Source organism: Oceanobacillus chungangensis (assembly GCF_003369565.1).
Classification (GTDB): domain Bacteria; phylum Bacillota; class Bacilli; order Bacillales; family Amphibacillaceae; genus Oceanobacillus; species Oceanobacillus chungangensis.
Genome location: NZ_PIOD01000025.1, coordinates 175,988 through 200,477, shown reverse-complemented (window position 1 = coordinate 200,477; position 24,490 = coordinate 175,988). Strand labels below are relative to the sequence as shown.

At 39.0% G+C, this 24,490-nt stretch carries 21 protein-coding genes and 1 pseudogene; 4 read left to right on the top strand and 18 right to left on the bottom strand.

Annotated elements, in window-relative coordinates; genetic code table 11:
• Positions 1-537 precede the first annotated feature (537 nt).
• From prpB to mmgD, 3 genes are read right to left on the bottom strand one after another with little or no spacing between them, the layout of a single operon-like run.
• Positions 538-1,434 (bottom strand): methylisocitrate lyase, encoded by an 897-nt coding sequence (gene prpB / locus CWR45_RS17150; protein WP_115751060.1) that lies wholly within the window; start codon positions 1,432-1,434, stop codon positions 538-540.
• Positions 1,435-1,449: 15 nt separating this feature from the next.
• Positions 1,450-2,886 carry a bifunctional 2-methylcitrate dehydratase/aconitate hydratase gene (locus CWR45_RS17145; protein ID WP_115751059.1) on the bottom strand — a complete coding sequence of 479 codons (1,437 nt, stop codon included), beginning with the start codon at positions 2,884-2,886 and terminating at the stop codon, positions 1,450-1,452.
• 31 nt (positions 2,887-2,917) lie between these two features.
• Complete coding sequence (gene mmgD / locus CWR45_RS17140; protein ID WP_115751058.1) at positions 2,918-4,024, bottom strand: citrate synthase; 1,107 nt, start codon at positions 4,022-4,024, stop codon at positions 2,918-2,920.
• Positions 4,025-4,228: 204 nt separating this feature from the next.
• Here mmgD and CWR45_RS17135 point away from each other — a divergent pair, with 204 nt between their 5' ends.
• A complete protein-coding gene (locus CWR45_RS17135; protein WP_115751057.1) occupies positions 4,229-5,098 on the top strand; it encodes a LysR family transcriptional regulator in 870 nt (289 codons plus the stop codon).
• A 147-nt stretch (positions 5,099-5,245) separates the two neighbouring features.
• Here CWR45_RS17135 and CWR45_RS17130 read toward each other — a convergent pair whose 3' ends face one another.
• The 3 genes from CWR45_RS17130 to CWR45_RS20540 all read right to left on the bottom strand — a co-directional run bounded on the left by CWR45_RS17130 (position 5,246) and on the right by CWR45_RS20540 (position 7,689).
• A complete protein-coding gene (locus CWR45_RS17130) occupies positions 5,246-6,535 on the bottom strand; it encodes a UDP-glucose dehydrogenase family protein (protein WP_115751056.1) in 1,290 nt (429 codons plus the stop codon).
• A 67-nt stretch (positions 6,536-6,602) separates the two neighbouring features.
• Positions 6,603-7,484: a UTP--glucose-1-phosphate uridylyltransferase GalU gene (gene galU, locus CWR45_RS17125; protein ID WP_115751282.1), complete on the bottom strand. Its 882-nt coding sequence runs from the start codon at positions 7,482-7,484 to the stop codon at positions 6,603-6,605.
• Between the two features lie 94 nt (positions 7,485-7,578).
• Positions 7,579-7,689: a helix-turn-helix domain-containing protein gene (locus CWR45_RS20540; RefSeq protein WP_115751281.1), complete on the bottom strand. Its 111-nt coding sequence runs from the start codon at positions 7,687-7,689 to the stop codon at positions 7,579-7,581.
• 343 nt (positions 7,690-8,032) lie between these two features.
• Between CWR45_RS20540 and CWR45_RS17115 the strand changes: the two genes are divergently transcribed.
• Positions 8,033-9,217 (top strand): glycerate kinase, encoded by a 1,185-nt coding sequence (locus CWR45_RS17115; protein ID WP_115751055.1) that lies wholly within the window; start codon positions 8,033-8,035, stop codon positions 9,215-9,217.
• 1,070 nt (positions 9,218-10,287) lie between these two features.
• Here the strand turns inward: CWR45_RS17115 and CWR45_RS20535 are convergent.
• The 6 genes and pseudogenes from CWR45_RS20535 to CWR45_RS17085 all read right to left on the bottom strand — a co-directional run.
• A pseudogene (locus CWR45_RS20535) lies at positions 10,288-10,362 on the bottom strand (SEC-C metal-binding domain-containing protein); the annotation flags it as partial.
• Between the two features lie 181 nt (positions 10,363-10,543).
• The gene (locus CWR45_RS17105; RefSeq protein ID WP_170138901.1) at positions 10,544-11,446 is read right to left on the bottom strand and encodes an SMI1/KNR4 family protein; all 903 of its coding nucleotides are present in this window, start codon (positions 11,444-11,446) and stop codon (positions 10,544-10,546) included.
• A 272-nt stretch (positions 11,447-11,718) separates the two neighbouring features.
• Positions 11,719-12,675, bottom strand: a complete 957-nt coding sequence (locus CWR45_RS17100; RefSeq protein ID WP_115751053.1) for a 5-oxoprolinase subunit C family protein — start codon at positions 12,673-12,675, stop codon at positions 11,719-11,721.
• A gap of 1 nt (position 12,676) precedes the next feature.
• Positions 12,677-13,444: a LamB/YcsF family protein gene (locus CWR45_RS17095; protein WP_115751052.1), complete on the bottom strand. Its 768-nt coding sequence runs from the start codon at positions 13,442-13,444 to the stop codon at positions 12,677-12,679.
• A 20-nt stretch (positions 13,445-13,464) separates the two neighbouring features.
• Entirely contained in the window at positions 13,465-14,190 is a 726-nt protein-coding gene (pxpB, locus tag CWR45_RS17090) for a 5-oxoprolinase subunit PxpB (protein ID WP_115751051.1), read from the bottom strand.
• A gap of 225 nt (positions 14,191-14,415) precedes the next feature.
• Positions 14,416-15,648 carry an NRAMP family divalent metal transporter gene (locus tag CWR45_RS17085; RefSeq protein WP_115751050.1) on the bottom strand — a complete coding sequence of 411 codons (1,233 nt, stop codon included), beginning with the start codon at positions 15,646-15,648 and terminating at the stop codon, positions 14,416-14,418.
• Between the two features lie 389 nt (positions 15,649-16,037).
• On the opposite strand from CWR45_RS17085, the gene CWR45_RS17080 reads away from it, so the two are divergent.
• A complete protein-coding gene (locus CWR45_RS17080; RefSeq protein WP_115751049.1) occupies positions 16,038-17,210 on the top strand; it encodes an amidohydrolase in 1,173 nt (390 codons plus the stop codon).
• A 342-nt stretch (positions 17,211-17,552) separates the two neighbouring features.
• Here the strand turns inward: CWR45_RS17080 and CWR45_RS17075 are convergent, their stop codons facing one another.
• From CWR45_RS17075 to CWR45_RS17050, 6 genes are all read right to left on the bottom strand, one after another.
• On the bottom strand, positions 17,553-18,233 hold the full coding sequence (locus CWR45_RS17075) for an ABC transporter permease (RefSeq protein WP_115751048.1): 681 nt from the start codon (positions 18,231-18,233) through the stop codon (positions 17,553-17,555).
• Between the two features lies 1 nt (position 18,234).
• Positions 18,235-19,152, bottom strand: a complete 918-nt coding sequence (locus tag CWR45_RS17070; protein WP_115751047.1) for an osmoprotectant ABC transporter substrate-binding protein — start codon at positions 19,150-19,152, stop codon at positions 18,235-18,237.
• 20 nt (positions 19,153-19,172) lie between these two features.
• Positions 19,173-19,826, bottom strand: coding sequence for an ABC transporter permease (locus tag CWR45_RS17065; RefSeq protein WP_115751046.1), 654 nt, complete (start codon positions 19,824-19,826; stop codon positions 19,173-19,175).
• 21 nt (positions 19,827-19,847) lie between these two features.
• Entirely contained in the window at positions 19,848-20,981 is a 1,134-nt protein-coding gene (locus CWR45_RS17060) for a betaine/proline/choline family ABC transporter ATP-binding protein (protein ID WP_115751045.1), read from the bottom strand.
• Between the two features lie 646 nt (positions 20,982-21,627).
• Positions 21,628-22,791, bottom strand: a complete 1,164-nt coding sequence (locus CWR45_RS17055) for a toxic anion resistance protein (protein WP_115751044.1) — start codon at positions 22,789-22,791, stop codon at positions 21,628-21,630.
• Positions 22,788-23,432, bottom strand: a complete 645-nt coding sequence (locus CWR45_RS17050; RefSeq protein WP_245975448.1) for a 5-bromo-4-chloroindolyl phosphate hydrolysis family protein — start codon at positions 23,430-23,432, stop codon at positions 22,788-22,790. Before CWR45_RS17050 ends, CWR45_RS17055 begins: the two co-directional genes overlap by 4 nt.
• A 193-nt stretch (positions 23,433-23,625) precedes the next feature.
• On the opposite strand from CWR45_RS17050, the gene coaW reads away from it, so the two are divergent.
• On the top strand, positions 23,626-24,420 hold the full coding sequence (gene coaW / locus CWR45_RS17045) for a type II pantothenate kinase (protein ID WP_170138900.1): 795 nt from the start codon (positions 23,626-23,628) through the stop codon (positions 24,418-24,420).
• The last annotated feature ends 70 nt before the right edge of the window (positions 24,421-24,490 follow it).

Sequence of the window (24,490 nt, the reverse complement as noted above, 5' to 3'; positions counted from 1 at the left end):
ATTTATTAGAAAGCTATCACCAAGCCTAAGGGTAACAACTTTAAATATGCTTATATGATAAGGAAGTAATTAGAAGTAGAAATAAACTGCGAACTAAGCGCAACGTTGATTTCCGCTACGGACAGTCGCTTTCCGCGGGCAACGCCTCAGCTCCTTCGGAAGAAAACCACTTCCGATGGATCTTCAGCTGTTGCTTTTTCCGCAGGAGTCTCCTGTCCTCCGCTACAATCAACGGCCATAAGAGAAGGTGACCCCATCTCCTCTTATAAGGAACTAGGATAAATAATTTAATTCATACATCCCAGCGGAAGGAATACATAAAGACTCCTGCGGGAAGAAGAGCCTAGGTGAGACTGCGAAGTGCGACAGCACAAGCAGGCTCACCAGCTCCCCGCGGAAAGCGTAGTGTATTTCTGTAGCGACTGGCCCGTGAGCTCTCTTCACTCCAAACGATTCCACAGTTTATATAAAATAGCAGCAAACGACACAAAATGGTAAAAGAACCAGCAGTCTGCCCACTGATTCCTTCAGCATTAGTTACAATACCGTCTTCGCAATACTGCTATCCAATTCCTCAAAATCATCATAACTTATCGTCTCATACAATTCTTTCCTTGTTTGCATATCGGTAACGGCTGCTTCTTGTGAGCCCTGTTCTTTTATTAATTGGAAAACTCGTTCATATGCTTTAGCAGCAACTCTTAAAGAGGTAACTGGATAAATTACCATACGAAAGCCCATCTCTTCAAATGCTTCCGCAGAGATAAACGGTGTCTTGCCAAATTCCGTCATATTTGCAAGTAATGGAACGTCAATTTTTTCAGCAAACAAATGAAATTCCTCATCTGTTTGCAATGCTTCTGGGAAAATTGCATCAGCACCTGCTTTGACATATGCTTTTGCCCTTTCAATAGCCGCATCGATTCCTTCAACAGCCCTTGCGTCCGTACGAGCAATGACGTTTAACGTTGGTGCTACTTCCTTTATTGCTTTAATTTTTTGTACCATCTCTCCGGTTGTTACGAGATTCTTTCCATTTAAATGCCCACATTTCTTAGGAAGCTGCTGGTCTTCAATTTGAACAGCAGCGACGTTCGCTTCAACCATCTCTCTTGCCGTGCGTGCGGCATTGAGTACACCACCGAATCCTGTGTCAATATCGACGAGTAATGGCAGGTTAGTTGCTCGAACAAGATCTCTTGCCCGTTCTGCTACCTCTGTAGAAGTGACAATTCCAAGATCTGGTAACCCTCGACTTGCTGTATAAGCAGCTCCTGATAGATAAAGCGCCGAGAATCCAGATTCTTTTGCGATTAGCGCTGCCATTGCATCATGTGCTCCAGGTATTTGCAGAATCTTTTTCTCTTGAATCAGTACATTAAATTGCTCTGCTAATTCGATTTGTGTTAACGGTTTATCGACAATCCATGCCATTTTCCCTCTCCCCTTTTAGTCAATGAAAATCTCCATAAATTCATTCACAGTTAATGCTGTAAGCTTGTCATAATCACTTGTTGCTTCTTCTATTTTCTTCCGTTGCTTTTCTGTATAATGGGTTGCAAGATTTGCTGAAAACTTCCTCATTATTTTAGGAATTGCTTCCTCGCGTCGGAATCTGTGCCCCAATGGATATTCAGATTCAATTTCTTCTGTTACTGTCCCGTCTTTAAATTGCACTTGAACTGCATTTGCAATTGATCGCTTTGCTGGATCAAGATAATCTTTTGTATATTGTTTATTCTCAACGACAACCATCTTATCTCGAAGTGCATCGATTCTTGGATCGGCAGCTACATCATCTTCATAATCTTCGGCAAGAATATTTCCTTTTAATAGTCCAATCGCTGTAATATATTGAATACAATGATCGCGGTCAGCAGGATTATGGAGTGGGCCCTTCTTGTCAATAATCCGAATCGCCGACTCATGTGTTGTAATTGTAATTTGATCAATTTCATTTAGTCGTTGGAAAACTTCCGGATGGAGCTTAACTGCAGCCTCTGCCGCAGTTTGAGCATGGAATTCTGCTGGATAGGAAACTTTAAATAAGACATTCTCCATCACATAACTATCGTAGGGCTGCTTCGTAATTAATTCCTGATTGTTAAATAAAATATCTTGGAATCCCCAGCCTGGTGCAGTTAATGCTGTCGGATAGCCCATCTCGCCTTTCATAGCCATCATGGCTAGCCTTACCGCTCTGCTTGTCGCATCTCCCGCAGCCCATGATTTACGTGAGCCAGTATTAGGTGCATGGCGGTATGTACGCAGGCTAGAATTATCAAGCCATGCATTCGATAAAGCATTATTTATTTCTTCTCTCCCACCACCGAGCATCTTTGTCACAACGGCTGTCGACGCGATTTTTACAAATAATACATGGTCCAAACCAACTCGATTTAAACTATTTTCTAGTGCCAATATACCTTGGATTTCATGTGCTTTAATCATCATTTCCAGCACTTTTTGTACGTTGAGCGGTTCCCCGCCTTTTGCCAAACGTTCACGGCTAATATAATCTGCTACTGCAAGGATTCCCCCTAAATTATCGGAAGGATGTCCCCACTCTGCTGCAAGCCACGTGTCATTATAATCAAGCCAGCGAATCATGGTGCCAATATTGAATGCCGCCTGAACCGGATCAAGTACATAAGGAGTTCCCGGAACCCTTGCACCGTTCGGCACAACTGTCCCCGGAACGATTGGGCCTAGAAGCTTCGTGCATTCTGGATAATTAAGCGCAAGAATCCCGCAGCCAATCGTATCAAGTAAAACATAGTGTGCAGTTGTGAATGCCTCTTCACTCGTAATTTCTTTATTTAAGACGTAATCCGTAATTTTCTCAATTAGTTCGTCGGTTTTCCTTTGTTCTTCAACATTTATCATGACATTCATCCTTTCAATTCGTCGCGTTACATTAGTATGCCTTGCCGATATAATTTACTCGTGGTCTAAAAATCCGATTGTTATCATGCTGCTCAATTACATGGGCACATAAGCCAGCAGCCCGCGCGCTAAAGAATATTGGGGTATATAATGGGATAGGAATTCCAAGCATCCAATAAACTGGTGCAGCATAATAATCCAAATTCGGGTAAAGACCCTTCTCACGTTCCATCAAACTTTCTCCTGCTTCACACATTTCCAGCAATAGATTATCCCCAGATTGCAAAGACAAATCTTTTAATGCTTCTTTCACAATTAATGCCCTCGGGTCCATCTTTTTCATATACACACGATGTCCGAATCCCATTATTTTTTCCTTTTTCTGTAGCTTTTTAAGCATCAATTCTTCAAATTCAGCGACAGTCTTTGCTTCATTTAGCATATACATTACGACTTCATTCGCTCCGCCATGCAGATTTCCTTTTAAGGAAGCAACTGCACCTGTTAATGCACCGTAAATATCAGATTGTGTGGAAGCAATTACCCTTGCAGTAAATGTTGAATTTGGCATCTCATGCTCGCTATATAATAGAAGTAATTGATCAAAAATCTTTGTTTCCAGTTCTGTCGGTATTTTTCCTGTTATCATAGATAGAAAATTAGCGCTGTAGGATAAATCTTTTTTAGGTGCAACAATCTCTTGCCCTTGCAGCACACGGTAACTATTAACAGTTAATGTCGGAAGCTTTCCTAATAGCTGATATGCTCGGTCTTTATTAGCACTAGGTGAACGGTCATCAAGATCATCATCATAGCCAGCAAGCATCGAAATGCCTGTTCGCTGAGCGTCCATCGGATGTGTCTGTTTTGGCAGAAGCTTTAGTAGCTCTATTACCGAATCTGGTAAATCATAGTGTTGTTTAAGCTTATCCTCTAAAGCTACTTTTTCTGGCGTGCTAGGGAGTTGTCCTTCTAATAACAGGCTGACAATATCAAGGTAATCTTTACCTTTTGATAACGCTATCAAATCTTCACCCTTAATAATTATCTTTTCCTGCTCTGTATCAAGAAAAGAAATTGCTGTCTCTGATGCGATAATTCCTTCTAGTCCAGGAACATACTTTTCCTTTAATGTCATAAAACCCCTCCTCTTTCAATAGTAAAAAATCCGTGCAATAAAACGCTCTCATTTTATTATGAGACACATTCATCTTTATCTCTAACTTTATTATAATATTGATTTGAAAATTATAAAAATATATAATATTAATAATTAGGCATAAATTTTTTCAATATCTAAAACGATTTTCAAATCTAAACTTTAATGTGAGGTAGACAAGGAATGGACTTTCAAGATTGGGAGATGCTTGCAACTTTACATCATACGGAAAATATTACGCAGGCAGCACAGCAATTATTTTTAACTCAGCCAACGTTAACATCAAGGATTAAAAAATTGGAAGAGCATTATGGTGTACAAATTATACTAAGAAAACGTCGAGGAATTACATTTACTCCAGAAGGAATGCAGCTTGCCGAGCATGCAATCAAGATGCTACACGAGCAAAGAGAAATCGAGGAAAATTTAAATAATATGAAGGATCAGGTAGCGGGCATACTTCGTGTTGGAGTTTCGAATTTTTTTGCATTAAATAAAATGCCGAAATTACTTCGACTGTTTAAACAGGAATATCCAAATGTAGAGTTTCAGGTTGTAACAGGATGGAGTAGTGAAATGCATCGATTAATCCTTAATCACGATGTCCATCTGAGTTTTATCAAAGGGGATTATCCATGGAAGGAACAAAAGGAGTTGCTTTATGAAGAGGAGATTTGCATTGCCTCCCCCTGGGATTTCGAGTGGCAGGATCTTCCCAAATTACCACGCATTGATTATTATACAGATGAAACGATGAAAACTATTGTTGACGATTGGTGGTATCAGAATTATAAACAACGGCCTAACATTAATATACAGGTTAACCAAGTAGAAACATGTAAGGAAATGGTCATTAATGGACTCGGCTACGCAATTTTAGCAAATTTAGTTGTTAGACCATACCCTGAGCTGATTATTAAGCCAATCTCGATGTCATCTGGGGAGCCGATTACTCGTAAGACTTGGATGTATTATCATGAGGATTCATTACAGTTAAATATTGTGAAGGCGTTTATTCGGTTTATTGAGGGGTTGGATATGAAGGCATTGTAGCGGGGGATGCCGCTTTAACAAGGAGTTCGAGCTCTTATGTCAGATGAGAGCGTTTGGTGCTTAAGATGGAGTTTTTTTAAAGTGGAACAGAGGGAGGCCAGTCACTCTACTAACTTTATAAAACAAAAGAGTGATGGCTCAAAATCCCTACCTCCCCACCGACCAATATTCCACGCCGCCTTCTCTCATAACATCAACTGAAAAACAATTCCTCCCATCAAAAACAATCGGGTTTTTCATCGAATGAAAGACAGTAGGATCAGCATTACGAATTTCATCCCACTCTGTCAATACAAGGGCAGCATCGGCATCGTGGAGTGTCTCTTGCACACTGTTAGCATAAAGAATATCAGCATGTAATATTCCCCTAGCATTCTCCATTGCTACCGGATCATAAGCAATAACTATTGCACCTTTTTCAATTAATCTTTCCGTTATAATAATTGAAGCAGCTTCTCGCATATCATCCGTATTCGGCTTGAACGCAAGTCCAAGAACGGCGATCCGCTTATCAACTAGTGTAGCAAATCTTTCATTCAATTTATCTACTAAAAGGGTTCGCTGCTTCTGGTTGACATTGACGACACCTTTTAGCAGTTCAAAATCATATGCGACATTCCCGGCTATTTGAATCAAGGCTTTCGTATCTTTTGGAAAACAAGAACCACCATAGCCGATGCCTGCATTTAAAAATTCCCCACCGATTCTCTTGTCCATCCCCATGCCCTTTGCAACATGCTCCACATTTGCACCTACACGCTCACATATAGCGGCAATTTCATTAATGAAGCTTATTTTCGTTGCTAGAAATGCATTAGAGGCATATTTAATTAATTCTGCACTTCGAATATCTGTATGATAAATCGGCAAACCAAACGGCTCATTAATTTTTTCGATTATACTTGCTTCATAAACATTATTTGCTCCGATAACAATTCGATCACCATTAAAAGAGTCCATTAATGCTGAACCCTCTCTTAAAAATTCCGGATTTGCAACGATATCTATTTGTACATTATGTATTTGATTGTCTTCAATTATTTCTAGTATTCGATCGTTCGTACCAACGGGAACTGTACTCTTTGTCACCACAATTATGTCTTTCATAATATACTTAGCAATATCTCTTGCTGCTTGTTCGATAAACACTAGATTTGCAGACCCATCCACTTTTTCTGGTGTGCCAACAGCAATATAAATGACATCAGCTAGATGAAATCCTTCTTTATGATTGGTTGTAAAAGTAAGACGACCAGCTTCAATATTTCTTGACATCAACTCATCTAATCCAGGCTCATAAATTGGGGAGATCCCCTGCTTCATCTGCTCTACCTTAGCTTCATCGATATCAATACAGATAACATGATGACCAATTTCAGCAAGACTCACACCAGTCACTAAACCAACATACCCTGTACCAACAACTGAAATATTCATGAGTAGCCCCCATAATTTTGTTATATTTTTGCATTGGATTGATTACTAGAATTAACTTAAACTATCTCTATCTAATATTTCCATGCTCTAATAATAACTCGTTCAACATCTTTCTTACTTCATCACCAAATTCTTCATTTTGCAATGCAAATTCCAGGTTCGTACGGATAAACCCTAGCTTCTCTCCAACATCATAACGTTTTCCAGCAAAATCATATGCATACACATCCTGAACTTGATTCAATTGCTGAATCGCATCGGTAAGCTGAATTTCCCCACCAGCACCGGTCTCCTGCTTATCAAGAAATGAGAAAATCTCCGGGGTAAATACATAGCGACCCATAATTGCCAAATTGGATGGTGCTGTACCTTGTGATGGTTTTTCGACGAAGTTCCTCACTTGATATCGTCTGCCTTCTGCAGAAAGTGGATCCACAATTCCATAACGATCTGTTTCATTATCAGCTACTTGCTGTACACCAACAACAGAACACCCCGTCCCTTCAAACTGTTCAATTAACTGACGCAGACCTGGCACTTCTGCTTGAACGATATCATCCCCAAGCAGTACCGCAAACGGCTCATCACCGATAAACTTACGCGCACACCAAACAGCATGACCGAGCCCTTTTGGTTCCTTTTGACGAATATAGTGAATATCTACCTCAGATGTATGTCTGACTTTTTCCAGTAATTCAAATTTCCCCTTCTCCATTAAGTTCTGTTCTAATTCAAAATTATTATCGAAGTGATCTTCAATTGCACGTTTTCCCTTACCAGTAACGATGATGATATCTTCAATTCCCGATTCAATTGCTTCCTCTACGATATATTGAATTGTTGGCTTATCCACGACGGGTAGCATTTCTTTCGGCATCGCCTTAGTTGCTGGTAAAAATCTTGTACCTAACCCTGCTGCTGGAATTATTGCTTTCTTCACTGTTTTCATCCCAAACCCTCCATCTAATTGATGATTAACTTTACTTTTATATAAAATCATTGGTTAACCCTCTATCATTATGTTACTACACTTGAGCCTAAAATTATGTTAAGAATAGATTGATTTTTAGGGTACCTGTATCTTCTATGATTTTATTCAGCCGATAAATTAGTGTATTTCGGTGAAGGAAAAAAGTATCAGCTGTTTTTTGGATATTCGAAAAACGATTCTAGTATTTTCACCTTATTCGCATCTGCGCTCTTCAGCACTCTCTCAGCAAAACGACTCGCCCTCTTCATCAAGCTAGTGAACCAATGCTTTTATTTCTAACTGACTAAAAGATATGAATCATGATTTGGATCACAAATTTTTAAAGCGAGGCACAGTCTAGGTACAATTGATTGAATCCTGTACAAGCAACAACCTCTTTAGTTACTTTTTACAAAATAGACAGAATTTCCACACTACACATTTATGATATAGTTATATACAAATGTCTTCAAGATTCGTATAATTTAATAAATATTATTGATATCGTTTCCAAAGGAGTTGTTTTGATGAAAATTATTATTGCTCCAGATTCTTTTAAAGGTAGTTTGAATGCAGTTGAAGTGGCCAAGGCAATTAATCACGGGATAAAACGTGCATTTCCTAATGCTGATACGGTTCTCCTTCCTGTAGGTGATGGCGGCGAAGGAACAATGGACATACTAGTAGCTGCGACAAATGGTACAACTAGAAATGTATCCGTTGTTGGCCCAATTGGAAATGAAATCACAGCGAAATACGGAATATTAGGCGATAAAAAAACATGTGTCATCGAGATGGCAACTGCGTCAGGCCTTGACCTTGTTCCAATGGGGAAGCTTGCACCCTTGGATGCAACAACATTTGGTACAGGACAGTTGATTAAACAAGCACTAGATGACGGGTATACTTCATTTATTCTTGCAATCGGTGGGTCTGCGACGAATGACGGTGGAGTGGGAATGCTTCAAGCACTGGGCTTAAATGTCCTTGATGCAAATGGAAATGCAATTGGCTATGGTGGTGGCGAGCTAAATAAAGTAGACAGGATTGATACAAGGGATTTCGACCCAAGGATTAAAGGAAGTCATTTTCTAATTGCATCTGATGTAAAAAATCCACTCGTTGGTGCCAAGGGCGCTTCACATGTCTTCGCACCTCAAAAGGGCGCATCTCCTGAAATAGTCCGTTTGCTCGATCGTAACCTTACGCACTGGGCGAACGAGGTTGCTAAGGTAACTGGTGTTTATCTCCATAATCTCCCTGGTGCAGGTGCTGCAGGAGGAATCGGTGGAGCCTTTCAAGCATTTTTCCCAGGTGAAATGAAACGAGGAATCGATGTTGTTCTTGAGTATAGTAAGTTTAACAGCTTTTTGGAAGACGCAGATTTAGTAATTACAGGAGAGGGGAAAGTTGACAGCCAAACAGCATCTGGAAAAACCCCCCTTGGCGTTGCGGAAGCAGCTAAGCTGGCAGGTGTACCTACGATAATTATTGCTGGTTCTGTTGGACAAGGGATAGATGTACTCCATGATTATGGTGTTATAAGTGTACACAGCATTACGAATAAACCGATGACCTTAGAAGAATCGATGGAAGATGCGGTAGAACTATTAGAGCTAAGTGCTGAACAAGTTGTGCGAGCTTGGGGTGCAAAAACACTCCATTCGCCTGTCACCACTTCCCAAGTTTTGTCAAATGATGTCAGTAAATGATTGTGCAATTGCAGGCATAAAAAGCGCTCGCTGGATGGAATGGGATGGAGATTTCACTCCTGATAGGGAGCGCTCAAGACCTTGATTGGAGCGCTTTATATACGAGTTGGAACGTTAATTTCAAATTTGGAGTGTTCCAGTTTTAGTTCGGAGCCCATATCCCATTAGTGGAGCGCCTCGTGGTCGAGTTGGAGTCATGATGGTACAGCACTTTCTAATACGTACAAACGTTTTGCAGCAACGTCACGATCCATTGCATTTGTTGCTAATCTAATAGCATCTCGATACAATGTAATTGCTCTATCTTTATCAACTGCTTTTGAACGCAGCTCAGGATTGTACAGATCCCCCCAATGAATATACGTCCATGAATTATTAGGATGATTATTCACATATTCTCTAAATACATCATCCGCTTCATTTATTTTACCTAAGTCAATTAAAGATTCACCCTTTGCCAAGGTCATATTCGCTATGATCGTTTCATCTGAGTCTGGGAATAGCTCAAGGAATTCCTCCGAATAGATAAGCCTAATATGAATAAACAGACCATCTGATATCCTCGCACCAGCAAGCTGTAACTCGAAGTCTTTCACCCAATTGGAAAATGAATTACTCATGGAAGAGCTAGTTATTTTGTCCAACTCACCAATCGAAGTAATGGTTCTATCCCCTATCCACTCGGGCAAATACTTCCACACTTTCCACCATACAAAGGATGCATGAGTATTATCATTCGCTTCTGCAAAAATATACCCTTCATTTATCCAATCCTCCAAATGCTCAAGGAGCAGGTAATCTGGAGCTAATCGTTTCGCTAATTCTTTGATTGCTGGTAAGATAAAACCGATTATGGAATTACTAATATCTAGATAATGATCTTCGTTCCATAATTGAAGTATTTCTTTTACAGATGAAAAATCCTCTATTTCGGAAATAAAAAAATCTTTACTTACTGGTAAGCCAAATTCCTGAAGTAATTTAATAATAGTTTCTGTTTCCATTTGCTCTACGTCTTCTACCGTCCGCATCTTGCTGGTAGTTTGTGTTTTTACTTCTTGAACTACAATTTGATTGTTTAAACAACATTTTTTATACTTTTTGCCACTTCCACAAGGACAAGGTTCATTTCTCCCAATTTTCACATTTGCTCCTCCTTCTTTAACTAAGGATGAGGAAATACTTCATCTATAGAATACATGCTTCATTGATTTCTTCTAATTATATTCATTCGACATCAGGGAAATCTATTCCTTTAATTACAATGCGTTGCATTCAATCAGCTTTGTTTCGGCCTCTTATCCAAACTAAATACTCATACCTTCCCTATCTAACATCTATCTCTTCTTTCGCATGTTTAGCTAATTCCCTAACATCTTCATCTCTATCTAATACTAATATATCAATAATATTGTTGTATCTAGATACGAATTCTTCTTTTGGACCATTCATCACATGATTTAACATCGCCTCTGCAGTTTCTCTCCTAATTAAATCATTCTCATGTCTAGAAAATTCTTCTAACTGCTTCATTAGCCATTCTTCATTATCAGGAAAATTACCTAATACAGTTCCTAGTACGGCAACAGCCGTTTCCCTTACTAAATTGCTTTTATGCGTTGCTAAAGATTTTAATTTGCTTACAACCCAATCCAAATCACCATTCGATTGCAGACTAATAATTACACTGCTGATCAGGTCCTCATCCGATCCTTTAAATATTTCTTCTGCTTCTTCATTTGTCCATTCCTCTAATTCAGCCTCTGCCTCATCTGTCCCAATATATAACTTTGAAAGAAATACCTCGAAGTTCTTTGCTAGCTTAAAAGAAGTATTCTCTTCCGTATTGAAATAGATTACTGGAGGGTTCTTTTTTTTCTTTCGATAATCTAATGCCACCCAAGTATGACCATCACCATTAATAAGGATTAATCCTTTAGGCAGATCCCATTCCTCAATTAACATTTCACTATCTAAAATACCTTCTTCATTTCCAATCCCTAGTATGTAATCAAATTGAATATAATCTTCTGCCCAAGCTGTTGGTTTTTTAGTTGGATAGGAATTATAGATGATATAGCCGCCATTTTGTTTTACTATTAATTGTTTATAAACTTCTGGCAATTCCACGCCCAGAACTAACTCTACCTCTTTGATTTTAGCTGGACTAATCGGTTTCAATTTGAATGGATCACTGGATTCTCCTGTCCAAATATCGATAATAGTCATATTTCTTCCACTCCAATCCTTTATAATCATTATTCTACATAATTCTTCATCTGTAGGTCTTATTCCTTCTTTAATACGCTAAATATAAACAAAAATGCCTAAACTGCAAAAAATCCCGTTCACTATTAAAAGTGAACGGGATTTTATTTTTCCTTCTCAAGTTCAAATCTTATATCACCGCGTAATTCTCATCGTGTGTATCATACATGTGCAAAAAGTTCCTGTTGTCACTTCCTCAATTATTTTGTTTATAATCGATTATTCTAGTGCAATTAATAAACCCCAGCCGCCACACTCAATGTCTGCAGTAATAACTCCTGCTCAACATAAAGCCGTTGTGCTTTTTCCACACTTATTGCTTCAAACGCTAATTCATTCCCTGGTAGCATTTGTGCAACATATGGCAAATCAACTGTTATTACAGTAGCAATTCTCGTGTAGCCACCTGTTGTTTGTCGATCTGCAAGGAGAATAATTGGTTGTCCATTTGCCGGTACTTGAATCGTCCCGGGAAAAATAGCATCGGAAATAATATCAGCACCCTTTAACAAAGAAAGACTTGGTCCTTCCAGTCGAGAGCCCATCCTGTCCGATTGCGATGTTAACTTATAATTCTCTGAAAGAAATCGATCGATACTTTCACTATTAAATGCATTATGATCTGGTCCTAAAATCACTCGTATTTTTCTGCCAGAACGATAATCTGGAATTTGTCTTATCGGTAATCCTATCCCCGCTTTGACTGTTGTACTTGGAACACCAATTGGAATTTGGTCACCCTTTTGTAAATTACGCCCTTCAATACCACCAAGCTCTGCCTTCGTATAGGTGGACTTACTCTCCATAATCATCGGCGTTTCGATTCCACCTGCAACAGCAATATATGCATAAGCACCATTTAAAGGTTTGCCAAATGTTAAGGTTTGCCCTGATTTTACAGCGAATGATTTCCACAACGTTACTGATTCGCCATCGAGCTTAGGAGAAAGATCTGCGCCGCAAATCGCAATTACCGTATTCGTCAACACCTTTAATGTTGGACCCATAATAACAACTTCGATACCAGCTTCCCCACGCTTATTCCCAACAAGCAGATTACCGACTTGCAGCGCAAAGGCATCCATCGCCCCTGCGACAACAACTCCGTATTGTTGATAACCCGTTCTGCCGAGATCCTGTATAGTCGTTGTTAGACCTGGCTTCACTACTTCAAATATATAATTTCCCACTTTAGATCCCTACTCTTTTTATTAGAATTCCCTTTTCAGTTAGTCCATCACGAAGGCGTTTTACAAACTCTAAGGACTTTGGTTCATCGCCATGCACACAAATCGTATCCGCAGTAATTGCAATGTCTGTTCCATCCACCGCTTCCACTTTTCCTTCAGTTACCATACGGATTACACGATTGACGGCTACAACTGCGTCCTCAATCATTGCATTTTTTTCTGTTCTTGCCGTCAATGATCCATCAGGCTGGTACGTTCGATCAGCAAACACTTCTTCCGCAACCTGCAGACCGACTTTTTTCCCCATCCGTATTAGTTCGCCACCAGCAAGTCCGAATAATATTAACTTTGGATCAATGTCGTATACAGCTCTTGCTATCGCGTGGGCCATTTCTTCATTCTTACTAGCCATATTGTATAACGCTCCATGTGGTTTCACATGATTGAGCCTATTGTGATTTATCGTAGCAAAGGCTTGGACAGCCCCAATTTGGTAAGTAACTAAATTATATAATTCCTCACTGTCAACCTGCATCTTCCGTCTACCAAATCCGCTTAAGTCCTGGAAACCTGGATGTGCACCAAGACCGACATTTTTTTCCGTCGCCTTTCTTATCGTATGGTTGATGACATTGTGATCACCAGCATGATAGCCACAAGCAATATTCGCAGATGATATAAACTCCATCACTAAATCATCCTGACCCATCTTATAGGCGCCAAAGCTTTCCCCTAAATCACTGTTTAGATCGACAACATTATTAGCCACTATGTTTCCTCCTATCAATACTACTTTACAAGAAAAGTTTCACGTTTTGGCTGATAGATCCCTTGCTTGATTTCGGCATCAATCGCCTTATATTCTGCCTCATTAATTGTAACAAAGCGTACAAAATTCCCTGCCTGCAGAAGAATCGGCTCCTGCTTGCTTGAATCGAATAATCTTACCGGAGTCCTGCCAATAAGCTGCCAGCCACCTGGAGTTTCCATTGAATACACACCTGTTTGTGCACCAGCGATGCCAACAGAGCCGACTGGAATTTTCCGGCGAGGGTTGCTTAGCCTTGGTGTTGCGATTTTCTCCGACATTCCTCCCAGATATGGAAAACCAGGTGTAAAGCCCATCATATAAATTAAATAATCGACGTCCGCATGGAGATTTATCACATCTTCGACATTTATTCCATTATGTTTTGCGACTGTCTCAAGATCTGGACCATACTCTCCTCCATAACAAACTGGAATATGAACGACCATTGCAGGTGGTAGCTTCACACTCACCATCTGTTCTCGAAAATCCTCTATTCTATTTTTAAGCTTATCATAAGAAATAATATAAGGGTCATAGGATATGGAAATTGCCGTATACGTTGGAATCCATTCAATGACTCCAGATATTTTCTCCTTTTCCAAGCATAGGGCCAGACTGCGAATTTTTTCATTCGTTTCTTTTGAAATCGTCTTACCTAATTGAACCCGTAATCCCATATCGCCATAAGCATCTATTCGAAACATATGATTCCCCCTTTATAAATTATTAGCAAACTAAGGTTTAACCAAGTCTTTCGGTGCAGCCTTAGTTGCACTTATGTAGTAAGAAATATCTTATTCTTTCTTAACTACTAAAACTAGGCTGCCACCAAGCCTCAAGGTAGGTGACAACCTAAGTTGCAAGTTTGCAATGAGAGACCCGGTGAACTTTCTCGTCTGCAAAAAAAGGGTAATACAGTCCCTTTATTATTAAAACAGCTGCGGTAACATTTGAATTAGACTACGTACGCCTAATACCGCGGTCATGATAACTATAATTATACCAAATACTGTCAACCATATCGGGTGTTTGTAATCTCCCATGATTTTCTTGTTATTCGCTGCAAGTAACATTGCACCTAGCGTTAACGGTAAAATTAAGCCATTAACAGCACCTGCAAGGACTAGTAATACTGCTGCGTTACCAATAAATGTGAAAACTACTGTTGAAAATACGATAAAACCGATAATCCAGTAATTCGCATATTTTTCGATTTTCTTGCTAAATGATTTTAAAAACGACACCGAAGTATAGGCCGCACCGACTACTGAAGTTATTCCCGCAACCCATAGTACTAAACCAAACAAACGGAAACCAATGTCACCAGCCGCATGCTGGAATACCGTTGCTGCAGGGTTTGAAGGATCCAAACTTACTCCTTTTGAAACAACTCCTAATACCGCTAAAAAGAGCATAATACGAACAAGAGAAGCGACACCAATTCCTAGTAAGGACGTTCGATTTACTTCTGGAATACTTTCCTTGCCTGTAATACCCGCATCTAGCAGTCGATGTCCGCCAGAGAATGTAATGTATCCTCCAACAGTACCACCTACAATCACAATTATTGCGTAAATATCAAGTTCAATTGGAACAAAAGTACGTAAAACAGCTTCTCCAACAGGTGGTTGGCTAACGATCATTACGTATGCAATCAGAATTAATAAAATCCCACCAAGCCATTTAACGATTTGGTCCATTGCAGCTCCAGCTTCCTTAGATAAAAAAATAAAAATTGCTAACGCTGCTGATATTACTGCACCAATTTTAACATCTACTCCTAGCATAGTATTTAATCCTAATCCCGTACCACCAATATTACCTATATTAAAGGCAAGTCCACCGATGACAATAAACACAGCAACAACATAGCCAAGTCCTGGTAAGACTGCATTAGCAATGTCCTGTCCTGGTTTTCCAGAAACGGTAATAATGCGCCATACATTCATTTGTGCGCCAATATCCAAAATAATTGAAACTAAAATTACAAAACCAAAGCTTGCAAGCAATGATTCCGTAAACACAGCCGTTTGTGTTAAGAATCCTGGGCCAACTGCGGAGGTTGCCATCAAGAAGGCAGCCCCAATCAGTGCCCCGCTACGCTTTTTTTGTTCATTTGAGGACAGCAATTGATTATCTGTACCTTTTTTCTTATTTACCATCTATGTATAACTCCTTTATATTAAATTTTTGATAATTTAGATAGGGACGTCTTATCCTCTTTATCGTTTACTATCTTCCTATTACTATTCCGGAAATAATTCCATTTACATGTTGAAAATCACGTAGATTATTTTGACGCTCATCCGTCAAGAAGTGATTAAACCAACCTAACTAAGGGTGTGACGATGCAGGTTTGCTGAAGCCAGTAAATTATACCATAGCCCCTATTTGAAATGCTCGTATAATATACTTTTTTTGTCATTTTTTGTAATTTCCAATTTAAATTAATTATCATTATCTGATTTGTCCAATTGTAAAAAATTATATAACAATACCAAAATAAGACTGTTATAATATATAAAAAAAGCAACTAAGGGGTAGAGTTCTATTGTTGAATAAAATTTCAGAATCAATCGATAAATTATATCCAGAAACGGTGGAAAGACGGCGCTATTTGCATCAACATCCAGAGATTTCATTTATGGAAACAGAAACAGCGAAATACATAGCTAACTTTTATGAAAGCCTCGGAGTTCCTTATCAAACAAATGTTGGGGGAAATGGTGTAATCGCGACATTAGTAGGTGGAAAGCCTGGCAAGAAGGTTGCATTACGTGCAGATTTCGATGCTCTGCCAATTGACGATGAAAAGGATGTTGCCTATAGATCCACTGTACCTGGCGTGATGCACGCTTGTGGACATGATGGGCATACATCTACATTACTTACGATTGCCAAAGCATTATTTGAGCATCAAGCAGAACTTCCGGGAACGGTTGTATTTGTCCATCAGCATGCAGAAGAACAAATACCTGGTGGTGCGAAATCCATTGTTGAATCAGGAATTTTAGATGATATTGATGCTGTTTTTGGCACCCATCTGCAGTCATTAGTACCACTTGGAGAAATTCAAACATCAAAAGACGTCTTAATGGCAGGTGCTGATGCATTTGAATTAATAATTCAAGGAAAAGGTGGCCACGGTGCTTCTCCACACGAAACAAAGGACGCACTTGTGATTGGGGCGAATATCGTTTCACAATTTCAAGAAATTGTGAGCAGACGAATTGATCCACTTAAAACTGCGGTATTAACGATTGGTACATTTAATTCAGGAAATAATTTCAATATTATTGCTGATAAAGCTAGATTAACAGGGACAGTCCGCCATTTGGATCTTGAGGTGCAGGAGCAAGTTATCGAGGAAATGGAAAGAATTCTTAAAGGGGTTTGCCTTGCGAACGATGTAACCTATGATCTTAAATATACAAAAGGATATCCACCTACAAAAAACCATGTACAAGAGGCAGAAATCTTGATGGATGCTGCAAAAGAGGTACAAGGTGTTGAGGTTGTGAAGGAAGTCGTCCCTGTAATGGGTGCAGAAGATTTCTCTTATTATACAATCCATAAACCAGGTGCTTTCTTCTTCACTGGTGCACGGAAAGAAGATAACCTTTACCCACATCATCATCCAAGATTCGATTTCGATGAGAGGGCAATGCCGATTGCTGCTAAAACTTTAGTTGCAGCATATTTACGATATCAGGAGCAAGTATAAGAATTGGGATTTTTTCTTGCATAAAACAACCCACGCCCCCTTTTAAAAATATGGGTCGTGGGTTTTAGTCTATATGTATTATCCTTGATAGGGATTCTTCTCACGGCAATACCTGCACGCTCGAGCTGGTTTATTTCTCCTCTAGTCAATATCCATTCGCCATACTTTTCCCCTTCTTTATTCAGTCGATAAGTATCTGCTACTAATAACGTACCATCACGTATTGTGCATGTAACATTTTTTTCAAGAATGATTATGGATTGTCATTTCTGTTACATCCTTCAGTAATAATTAGTATATAAAATCCACCCCAAAAATCATGGGATGGATCAGATCATGTGATTATACGGTTACTTCATCTCGACTAAAGATACCTTTTTTCTTTTTACCTGGTGCTAGCTTTCGTTCTAACCAGCCAAAGAGCGCATCGGCGATAATCGCCATCAATGCAGTTGGAATGGCCCCTGCAAGAATGATTGCTGTTCCGTCGGTTGCATTGGTACCTCGAATAATAATGTCCCCTAAACCACCTGCACCAATGAAGGTTCCGATTGTAGCAACACCAATGGTAACGACAACTGCAGTACGTAAACCTGCCATAATAACCGATAATGCAAGTGGCAGCTCAACCATCCGTAATACTTGGAATTTCGTCATTCCCATCGCCTTTCCGGATTCAAGCAATGCATGGTCAACATTGTTAATTCCGGTATACGTGTTTTTAATAATCGGTAATAAAGAATAGAGAAATAGGGAAAAGACAACCGTATTCGCTCCGAGTCCCATTACTAGCATTAGTACGGATAACATTGCCAATGCTGGTATCGTTTGGATAACATTTGCTAATGAAAGTACCCATGGGCTTAATTTATGATATCGGGCAATTAAAATCCCGAGTGGAATCCCAACGATTGCGCCGAATAGCACACCATATGCAGACATAAGGAATTGCCGGTAAAATTGTTCCCATACGTACGAGGCATTATCTGCATAATAGACGAGTAAATCCTGAATAAGCTGCATTTTACTTAGCCTCCTCGAAATAGTGATGTTCTTCTAAAAAGTTTCTTGCAATACTAGCAGGCTCTTGTAATTTTCCATCTGCTTCATAATTTAGCTGCTGCATTTCTTCTGTATCGATTGTGTTAGATAATTTCTGCAAAATACTTTCCAATTCAGGATGTTTCTCTAATATCTCGTTGGTAGCAACTAGCGAAGTATCATATGGTGGGAAGAACTGTCTGTCATCCTCCAGAATTTGCAGGTCATCTGCAGCAATCCTTCCATCGCTCGTATATGCGAGCACAACATCCATTTCATCATTTGCTAATGCTTGATAGACAAGCCCGATTTGCATCGGATATATTTTCGGAAATTCAAATCCATATACATCAATAAATCCTGCATATCCATCACCTTCACGCTGTATCCATGAGTTATCGACACCAAATCTGATATCACCTGCAAGTGCTTCAAGATCAGAGACCTTCTCAAGTTGATGTTCCTCTGCAAACTCCTTCGTTACAGTAAATGCATAGGAGTTTTCAAATCCATAAGAATCAAACCATGTTTGGTCAAAACGCTTTGTGAATTCAGTTTGGATAATATTCATTGCCTCATCTGGATCCTTCACTGGATCCATCCCTAATGCACCAGCTAAATCTGTACCTGTATAACGTGTTGATGTAATATCAACCTGGTCTTCCAGCATTGCTTGATGCTGTACAATTGCGGTACCTAGATTATTTACCATTTCAACATCTAGATCTGTATAATGTTCAATTAATAGTCGTATCATATGTCCCATCGTTTGTGATTCTGACGTCGTTAATGTTCCGATTCGAACTGAATCTCCAGACGCTCCACCTAGACCAGGGAGCGAACATCCTCCGAGAATCAAAGTCATCGCCAATATGATGGGTCCTATTATTCGTTTTGGCATTGTCGTGTTCCCTCCTCTGCTTAAACCTTTGCTTTCAATTTTTTCATTCCAGCTGGTGTAACCCACTCTTCTACCTTGCCTAGCAATAAGTCCGTTAGTAATGCCAGTATTGTAACTGGGATTGCACCTGCAAGAATAAATTCAGTTTGATAGAGGTTTAGACCACTGAAAATATAATCACCAAGACCACCCGCACCGATATATGATGCAAGGGTTGCCCAACCAATTAAATAAACTGTTGATAAACGGATCCCAGCCATAATAACGGGAATTCCAAGCGGCAACTCTACTTTAATAATCCTTTCCCAGCTTGTCATTCCCATTCCTTTTCCAACCTCTAGTAAATTACTGCTTACGCCACTGATTCCTGTGTATGTATTGCGCAAAATTGGTAAAAGAGAATAAATAAATAAGGCTACGATTGCGGGTACCTTTCCAATTCCAAGTATCGGAATAAATAGAACTAAGATGGCAAAACTCGGGATCGTTTGTATGATACTAAGAATTCCCATGATAAACCCTGCAACTTTTTTTATTCTTGTTAGGGCAATCCCGAGCGGAATGGCAATAATTACTCCGATTCCTGCAGCAGCAAGCGAAATATATAGGTGTTCCAATGTTTTTATCAATAAATCCAAACCATTTTCACTAAAGAAGCTAATCATCGTATCCATCCCATCTCTATAATCTTTGTTTTATAATACAATCTCATCATCACCCCAAATGGAATCGTACACAACATCGACAAGGTTTGCTCTTGTTACAATTCCAACTAAGCGATTCTTCTCATCGACAACAGGAACATATTTAATTGCCCGATTCAAGAATTTTCGAATCGTATCTTTTACCAAAGTTCCAATTTCCATCTTAAACATCTCTTGTTCCATTACTTCTGATACAAGACTTAATTTTGTCCGTTTCTGATCAATCATTTCAACATCGATATATCCTTGCAGTACTTGATTTTCATTGATAACAAGCAAGGTGTCTACACGTCGCGCTTTCATTATTTTAATTGCTTCAGATAATGTCTGATTTCCCATTACCGTAACAGGTTCTGGATTCATAATTTGTTCAACGGTTTGAATACTTGGTCTCGCCTGCACGAGACGCTCCTGCCCGATAAATGCTTCTACAAATTCATCCACTGGGTTTCGTAATATCTCATCCGGTGTATCGAATTGAACGATTTTCCCATCACGCATAATGACAATTCGGTCAGCTAGCTTCAGTGCTTCATCCATATCATGAGTAACAAACACAATCGTTTTATTTAGTTTCCGTTGAAGTTTCTTAAATTCCTCCTGAAGGGAATCACGTGTGATTGGATCGAGTGCTCCAAATGGTTCATCCATTAAGATTAATGATTGGTCTGCCGCTAATGCTCTTAATACACCAATCCGCTGCTGTTGTCCGCCACTAAGCTCATGTGGAAAACGATCCAAATAATCTGAAGTCATATCTACTAAGGTAAGTAATTCTCTAGCACGTTCACGCCGCTTTTCTTCTGGCCATTTTAATAATTTGAGAACAAGCGAAATATTTTGTTCGATTGTCATATGAGGAAATAATCCTATTTGCTGGATAACATAACCGATTTTCCTTCTTAATTGGACAGGATCGACTTTCGTAATGTCTTCCCCGTCAACATATATACTTCCTTCCGTTGGTTCAATCAAGCGATTAATCATTTTCATCGTCGTTGTTTTACCACAGCCACTCGGCCCAATAAAAACAATAAATTCTCCTTTTTCAAATTCCATATTCAAATCACTAACCGCATGTTTGCCACCTTTATATATTTTTGAAACATGATCAAATTTCAGCAATTGTCATGCACCTCCATATTTTTATGTATTTATTTTTTCCCATTGAACAATTATAGTTATGAATTTTATTAATATTAAAAATATTAATGAGAAAGGGCTTGATTAATGAGGTTTATCAAACATTCATTTCCAAATATAATTCCATTTGTGAAAAAGTCAAAAAAAAGAACAGCCTAGTTGGCAAGAGGCTTTGGCAGAATTAGTGACTCTCTTAGAAAATGAAACAATCAATGAATAAACCGAAGTAAAATAATAGCTCGTTTATACTGACTTTATACTGACTGGTTAACCCCCTCACTTGGTCGCAAAGTGTTTATCCATGTACGAGGGCCCGTATAGTACCCTCACGTTGATATTATTATGTAGATTGATATTTTCCTCTTCTAACAGTACATGAACACGTCAAAGAGGGATAAAGGAAAAAATTATTTTGATAAAATGCTTTTAAATCTTATCGCCTATCTCCCCATTCCAAGTACACCTTAATCAATCTATTTAGCCCATTTTCGCTCTTCCTTCCATTCCCTATCTTTTTGAAAATGAAACCTAAAATTGTATTTTATTATGTTTAAATTAAAAAGCTGCTCGTTGTTAATAGGTTTCATTAACAACGAGCAGCTTTTATCTTCACAATATTTCACACTAATTATCTTAATTCTAACAGCTTTTGTTTCAACTCATTTTCCATATTTTCTAAATCACGCTCTGCCTGATAGCGTTTTTCCCGGCCTTCTGTTTGAATACGAAGCGTTTCCTCGATCGTTGATAGTAAATGTTCTTGGGTTTTCTTCAAAGTTTCAATATCAACAAGCCCGCGTTCATTTTCTTTCGCAGTTTCAATCGTATTTACTTTTAACATTTCTGCATTCTTCAATAATAAATCATTTGTTGTTTGTGATACTTGCTTCTGGGCCTCAACAGCATTGCGCTGACGCAGCAAAGTAAGTGCAATTGCAATTTGGTTTTTCCAAAGCGGAATTGCCGTGAGAATGGAGGCTTGGATTTTCTCCACTAATGCCTGATTCGTATTTTGAATCAATCGTATTTGTGGTGCACTTTGCATCGTGATTTCACGACTCAATTTCAAATCATGCATCCGTTTTTCCAGCCGTTCGGCAAATTGCATCATGTCATTAACGTCCTGGTAATCCATTTGACTTTGACTTAGGTTAGCCTTTTGTTTAAGTGCTGGAATCGTGACCGTTTCTAATTCTTCCATTTTCACTTCACCAGCAGCGATATAAATATTAAGCGCATCATAATAATCGCGATTTTTGTTAAACATTTGCTCAAGGCTCTGATTATCCTGTACTAATGCATTTTTGCTTCGATCAAGCTTCACACTTATTCTATCAATTTGCGCACCAGTTTTTTGATATTTAGAAAGCACCTCATTCACTGAGTTCGAAATCCGACCGAACATCCGTGCAAATACTCCCCGCTTCTCTGGTTGGAGTTCATCTGGATTCACGTGCTCAAGTTTCTTCATCAGGTCCTTTAAAATATCGCCAATTTCCCCGATATCTTTATTTTGAACCTGATCGAGCATTGAATGTGAGAAATTTAATAGCTTGGATTGTGCTTCCGTTCCATACATTGTAATCGACTGTGCTTCTTCAGGGTCTATTTGTTTTGCTAATTGGATTGCCTTTTGCTTATTTTCTTCTGTCATCTTATCAACTAATCGCTGCGGTTTGTCCGTTGTTTGCGGAGTACTTGACGCGGACTCCGTTAGTTCCGACTTGCCAAACGGATTTGCTAGTAATTCATCGATATTATCTTGTCGTTGATTTTCCTTATACTGATTCATTTCAATACCCTCCAGTCATTTTTCTTTGATTTACTAATTGACCGCTTCGCTACATCCAATTCATAATGCAATGTGTCGATATCGTCATCGAGCATGATGTACAGGTCTTTTTTTACTGTTTCTCCAAGAATCGCAATCGTAATCCGTGTATCTCTTAAAGCCTCCATCATCTCACGGTTTTTCACCGGCTGTGAAGATAGAAACGCAAATTTCTCGGCTAATTCTACAAGCGAATCTAAATGGTTATAGTAAAAACCTTCTGCTTGGTAAAAACGTTTCGGCTCTTTTTTCGTGTTCGAGTATATTTTCTTTACGGTACGAATAATCTCGAAGTTCTGCCTTGCTTGGTCAATACTGCGAATACTAAGCAAGGCTTTATTTAAACGGGAAATCTTATTCTTTGCTTCCTGTAAATTATTGTCTATGAATTTATATTCTCTTTTCGAGAGTCCAATTCTCCTCAAATAGCTGAATTTCGTCATTTGTTTTACTGAATAGTAAACAACAACTCCCCCTATAATTGCGAATAGACTTGAGAGAAGGTAGGTTTGTTCAAATGTAAAAAAACTAATCAACCATGTCGCTACAGTTGCGATAAATGCTACTGTCCCTCGTAACATAAATTGTAAAAATACTAACAAATCAAATCAACTCCAATATTTTGTTGGATTCTATAATTCTTACGTTTACCCTAGTAAAAAAGTTTCATCTATCACTATTTTACGTGACAAACCCCTGTAATGCCAAATAAGAAGAAGAATATGCTTAATGTTTGTTCTCTTTAGCTCTTTCCTTTATGATTTCAAGTATAACAGACAAGGGGGAGTAGATTCGATGGTAGAGAAAGTTGGAATAGATGCTGGCGGTTCCTTAATCAAAGTCGCCTATGAAGAAAATGGTGAATTAATTTTCAAAACGTTTTCCGAAGTAGATATATTGTTAACATGGCTTAAGGACTTATCGCCTGATGCCGAGCTTTATTTAACAGGTGGGAAGAGCGCTCATTTGCATAAGTTTGTGAGACATAGAAGCCATTTGAAGGAAGAGTTTCAGGCAATTATTGACGGGACACGCTTTTTGCTTGAGCAGGAGCAAGAAAGCTTACCTGACAATTTTCTCATTACGAGTATCGGCACAGGGACGTCCGTTTTCCATGTTGCTGGCGAATCTCATAATCGTCTATTTGGTAGCGGGATTGGTGGCGGCACCCTAATGGGACTAGGGATGCTGATAAGTGGTAAGGTGAAATTTCATGACATCATAGCACTAGCAGAAAGTGGCAATCGCCAACATAGTGACCTACTAGTTAAGGATATCTATACACCGGGCGATGCCCCCTTATTAGGAGATTTAACTGCTGCAAACTTCGGAAAAGCTCATTTAAATGCTCAGGCAACTAATGAGGATCATTTAGCAAGTCTCATTCAATTAATTGGTGAAACGATCATCTCGTTAGCAGGACAGGCAGCAGTAGCAACTGGTTCCGAAAAAATCGTTTTTGTAGGCAGAACACTTAATGAAAATGAACCTTTGAAAAAGGTATTGAGTAGTTTCCAGGCTATGTTACCATATGAACCCATTTTTTTGGATAATGGTGCATATGTCGGTGCAGTGGGGAGTTTGATTTAGTGTTAGGGGGATGGAGGGCGATACACTCTGGGTGGAGCGATTAAGGGGTGAATTCAAGATCTCATGCTTG

What these genes read in the sequence shown, in the direction of transcription:
- mmgD (WP_115751058.1), bottom strand. Translation starts at nt 4,024, where the DNA reads ATGACATTAAAGGAAAAGTATGTTCCTGGACTAGAAGGAATTATCGCA.
- CWR45_RS17135 (WP_115751057.1), top strand. Translation starts at nt 4,229, where the DNA reads ATGGACTTTCAAGATTGGGAGATGCTTGCAACTTTACATCATACGGAA.
- CWR45_RS17115 (WP_115751055.1), top strand. Translation starts at nt 8,033, where the DNA reads ATGAAAATTATTATTGCTCCAGATTCTTTTAAAGGTAGTTTGAATGCA.
- CWR45_RS17085 (WP_115751050.1), bottom strand. Translation starts at nt 15,648, where the DNA reads ATGGTAAATAAGAAAAAAGGTACAGATAATCAATTGCTGTCCTCAAAT.
- CWR45_RS17075 (WP_115751048.1), bottom strand. Translation starts at nt 18,233, where the DNA reads ATGCAGCTTATTCAGGATTTACTCGTCTATTATGCAGATAATGCCTCG.
- CWR45_RS17130 (WP_115751056.1), bottom strand. Translation starts at nt 6,535, where the DNA reads ATGAATATTTCAGTTGTTGGTACAGGGTATGTTGGTTTAGTGACTGGT.
- CWR45_RS17145 (WP_115751059.1), bottom strand. Translation starts at nt 2,886, where the DNA reads ATGATAAATGTTGAAGAACAAAGGAAAACCGACGAACTAATTGAGAAA.
- pxpB (WP_115751051.1), bottom strand. Translation starts at nt 14,190, where the DNA reads ATGTTTCGAATAGATGCTTATGGCGATATGGGATTACGGGTTCAATTA.
- prpB (WP_115751060.1), bottom strand. Translation starts at nt 1,434, where the DNA reads ATGGCATGGATTGTCGATAAACCGTTAACACAAATCGAATTAGCAGAG.
- coaW (WP_170138900.1), top strand. Translation starts at nt 23,626, where the DNA reads ATGGTAGAGAAAGTTGGAATAGATGCTGGCGGTTCCTTAATCAAAGTC.
- CWR45_RS17070 (WP_115751047.1), bottom strand. Translation starts at nt 19,152, where the DNA reads ATGCCAAAACGAATAATAGGACCCATCATATTGGCGATGACTTTGATT.
- CWR45_RS17055 (WP_115751044.1), bottom strand. Translation starts at nt 22,791, where the DNA reads ATGAATCAGTATAAGGAAAATCAACGACAAGATAATATCGATGAATTA.
- CWR45_RS17105 (WP_170138901.1), bottom strand. Translation starts at nt 11,446, where the DNA reads ATGACTATTATCGATATTTGGACAGGAGAATCCAGTGATCCATTCAAA.
- CWR45_RS17065 (WP_115751046.1), bottom strand. Translation starts at nt 19,826, where the DNA reads ATGGATACGATGATTAGCTTCTTTAGTGAAAATGGTTTGGATTTATTG.
- galU (WP_115751282.1), bottom strand. Translation starts at nt 7,484, where the DNA reads ATGAAAACAGTGAAGAAAGCAATAATTCCAGCAGCAGGGTTAGGTACA.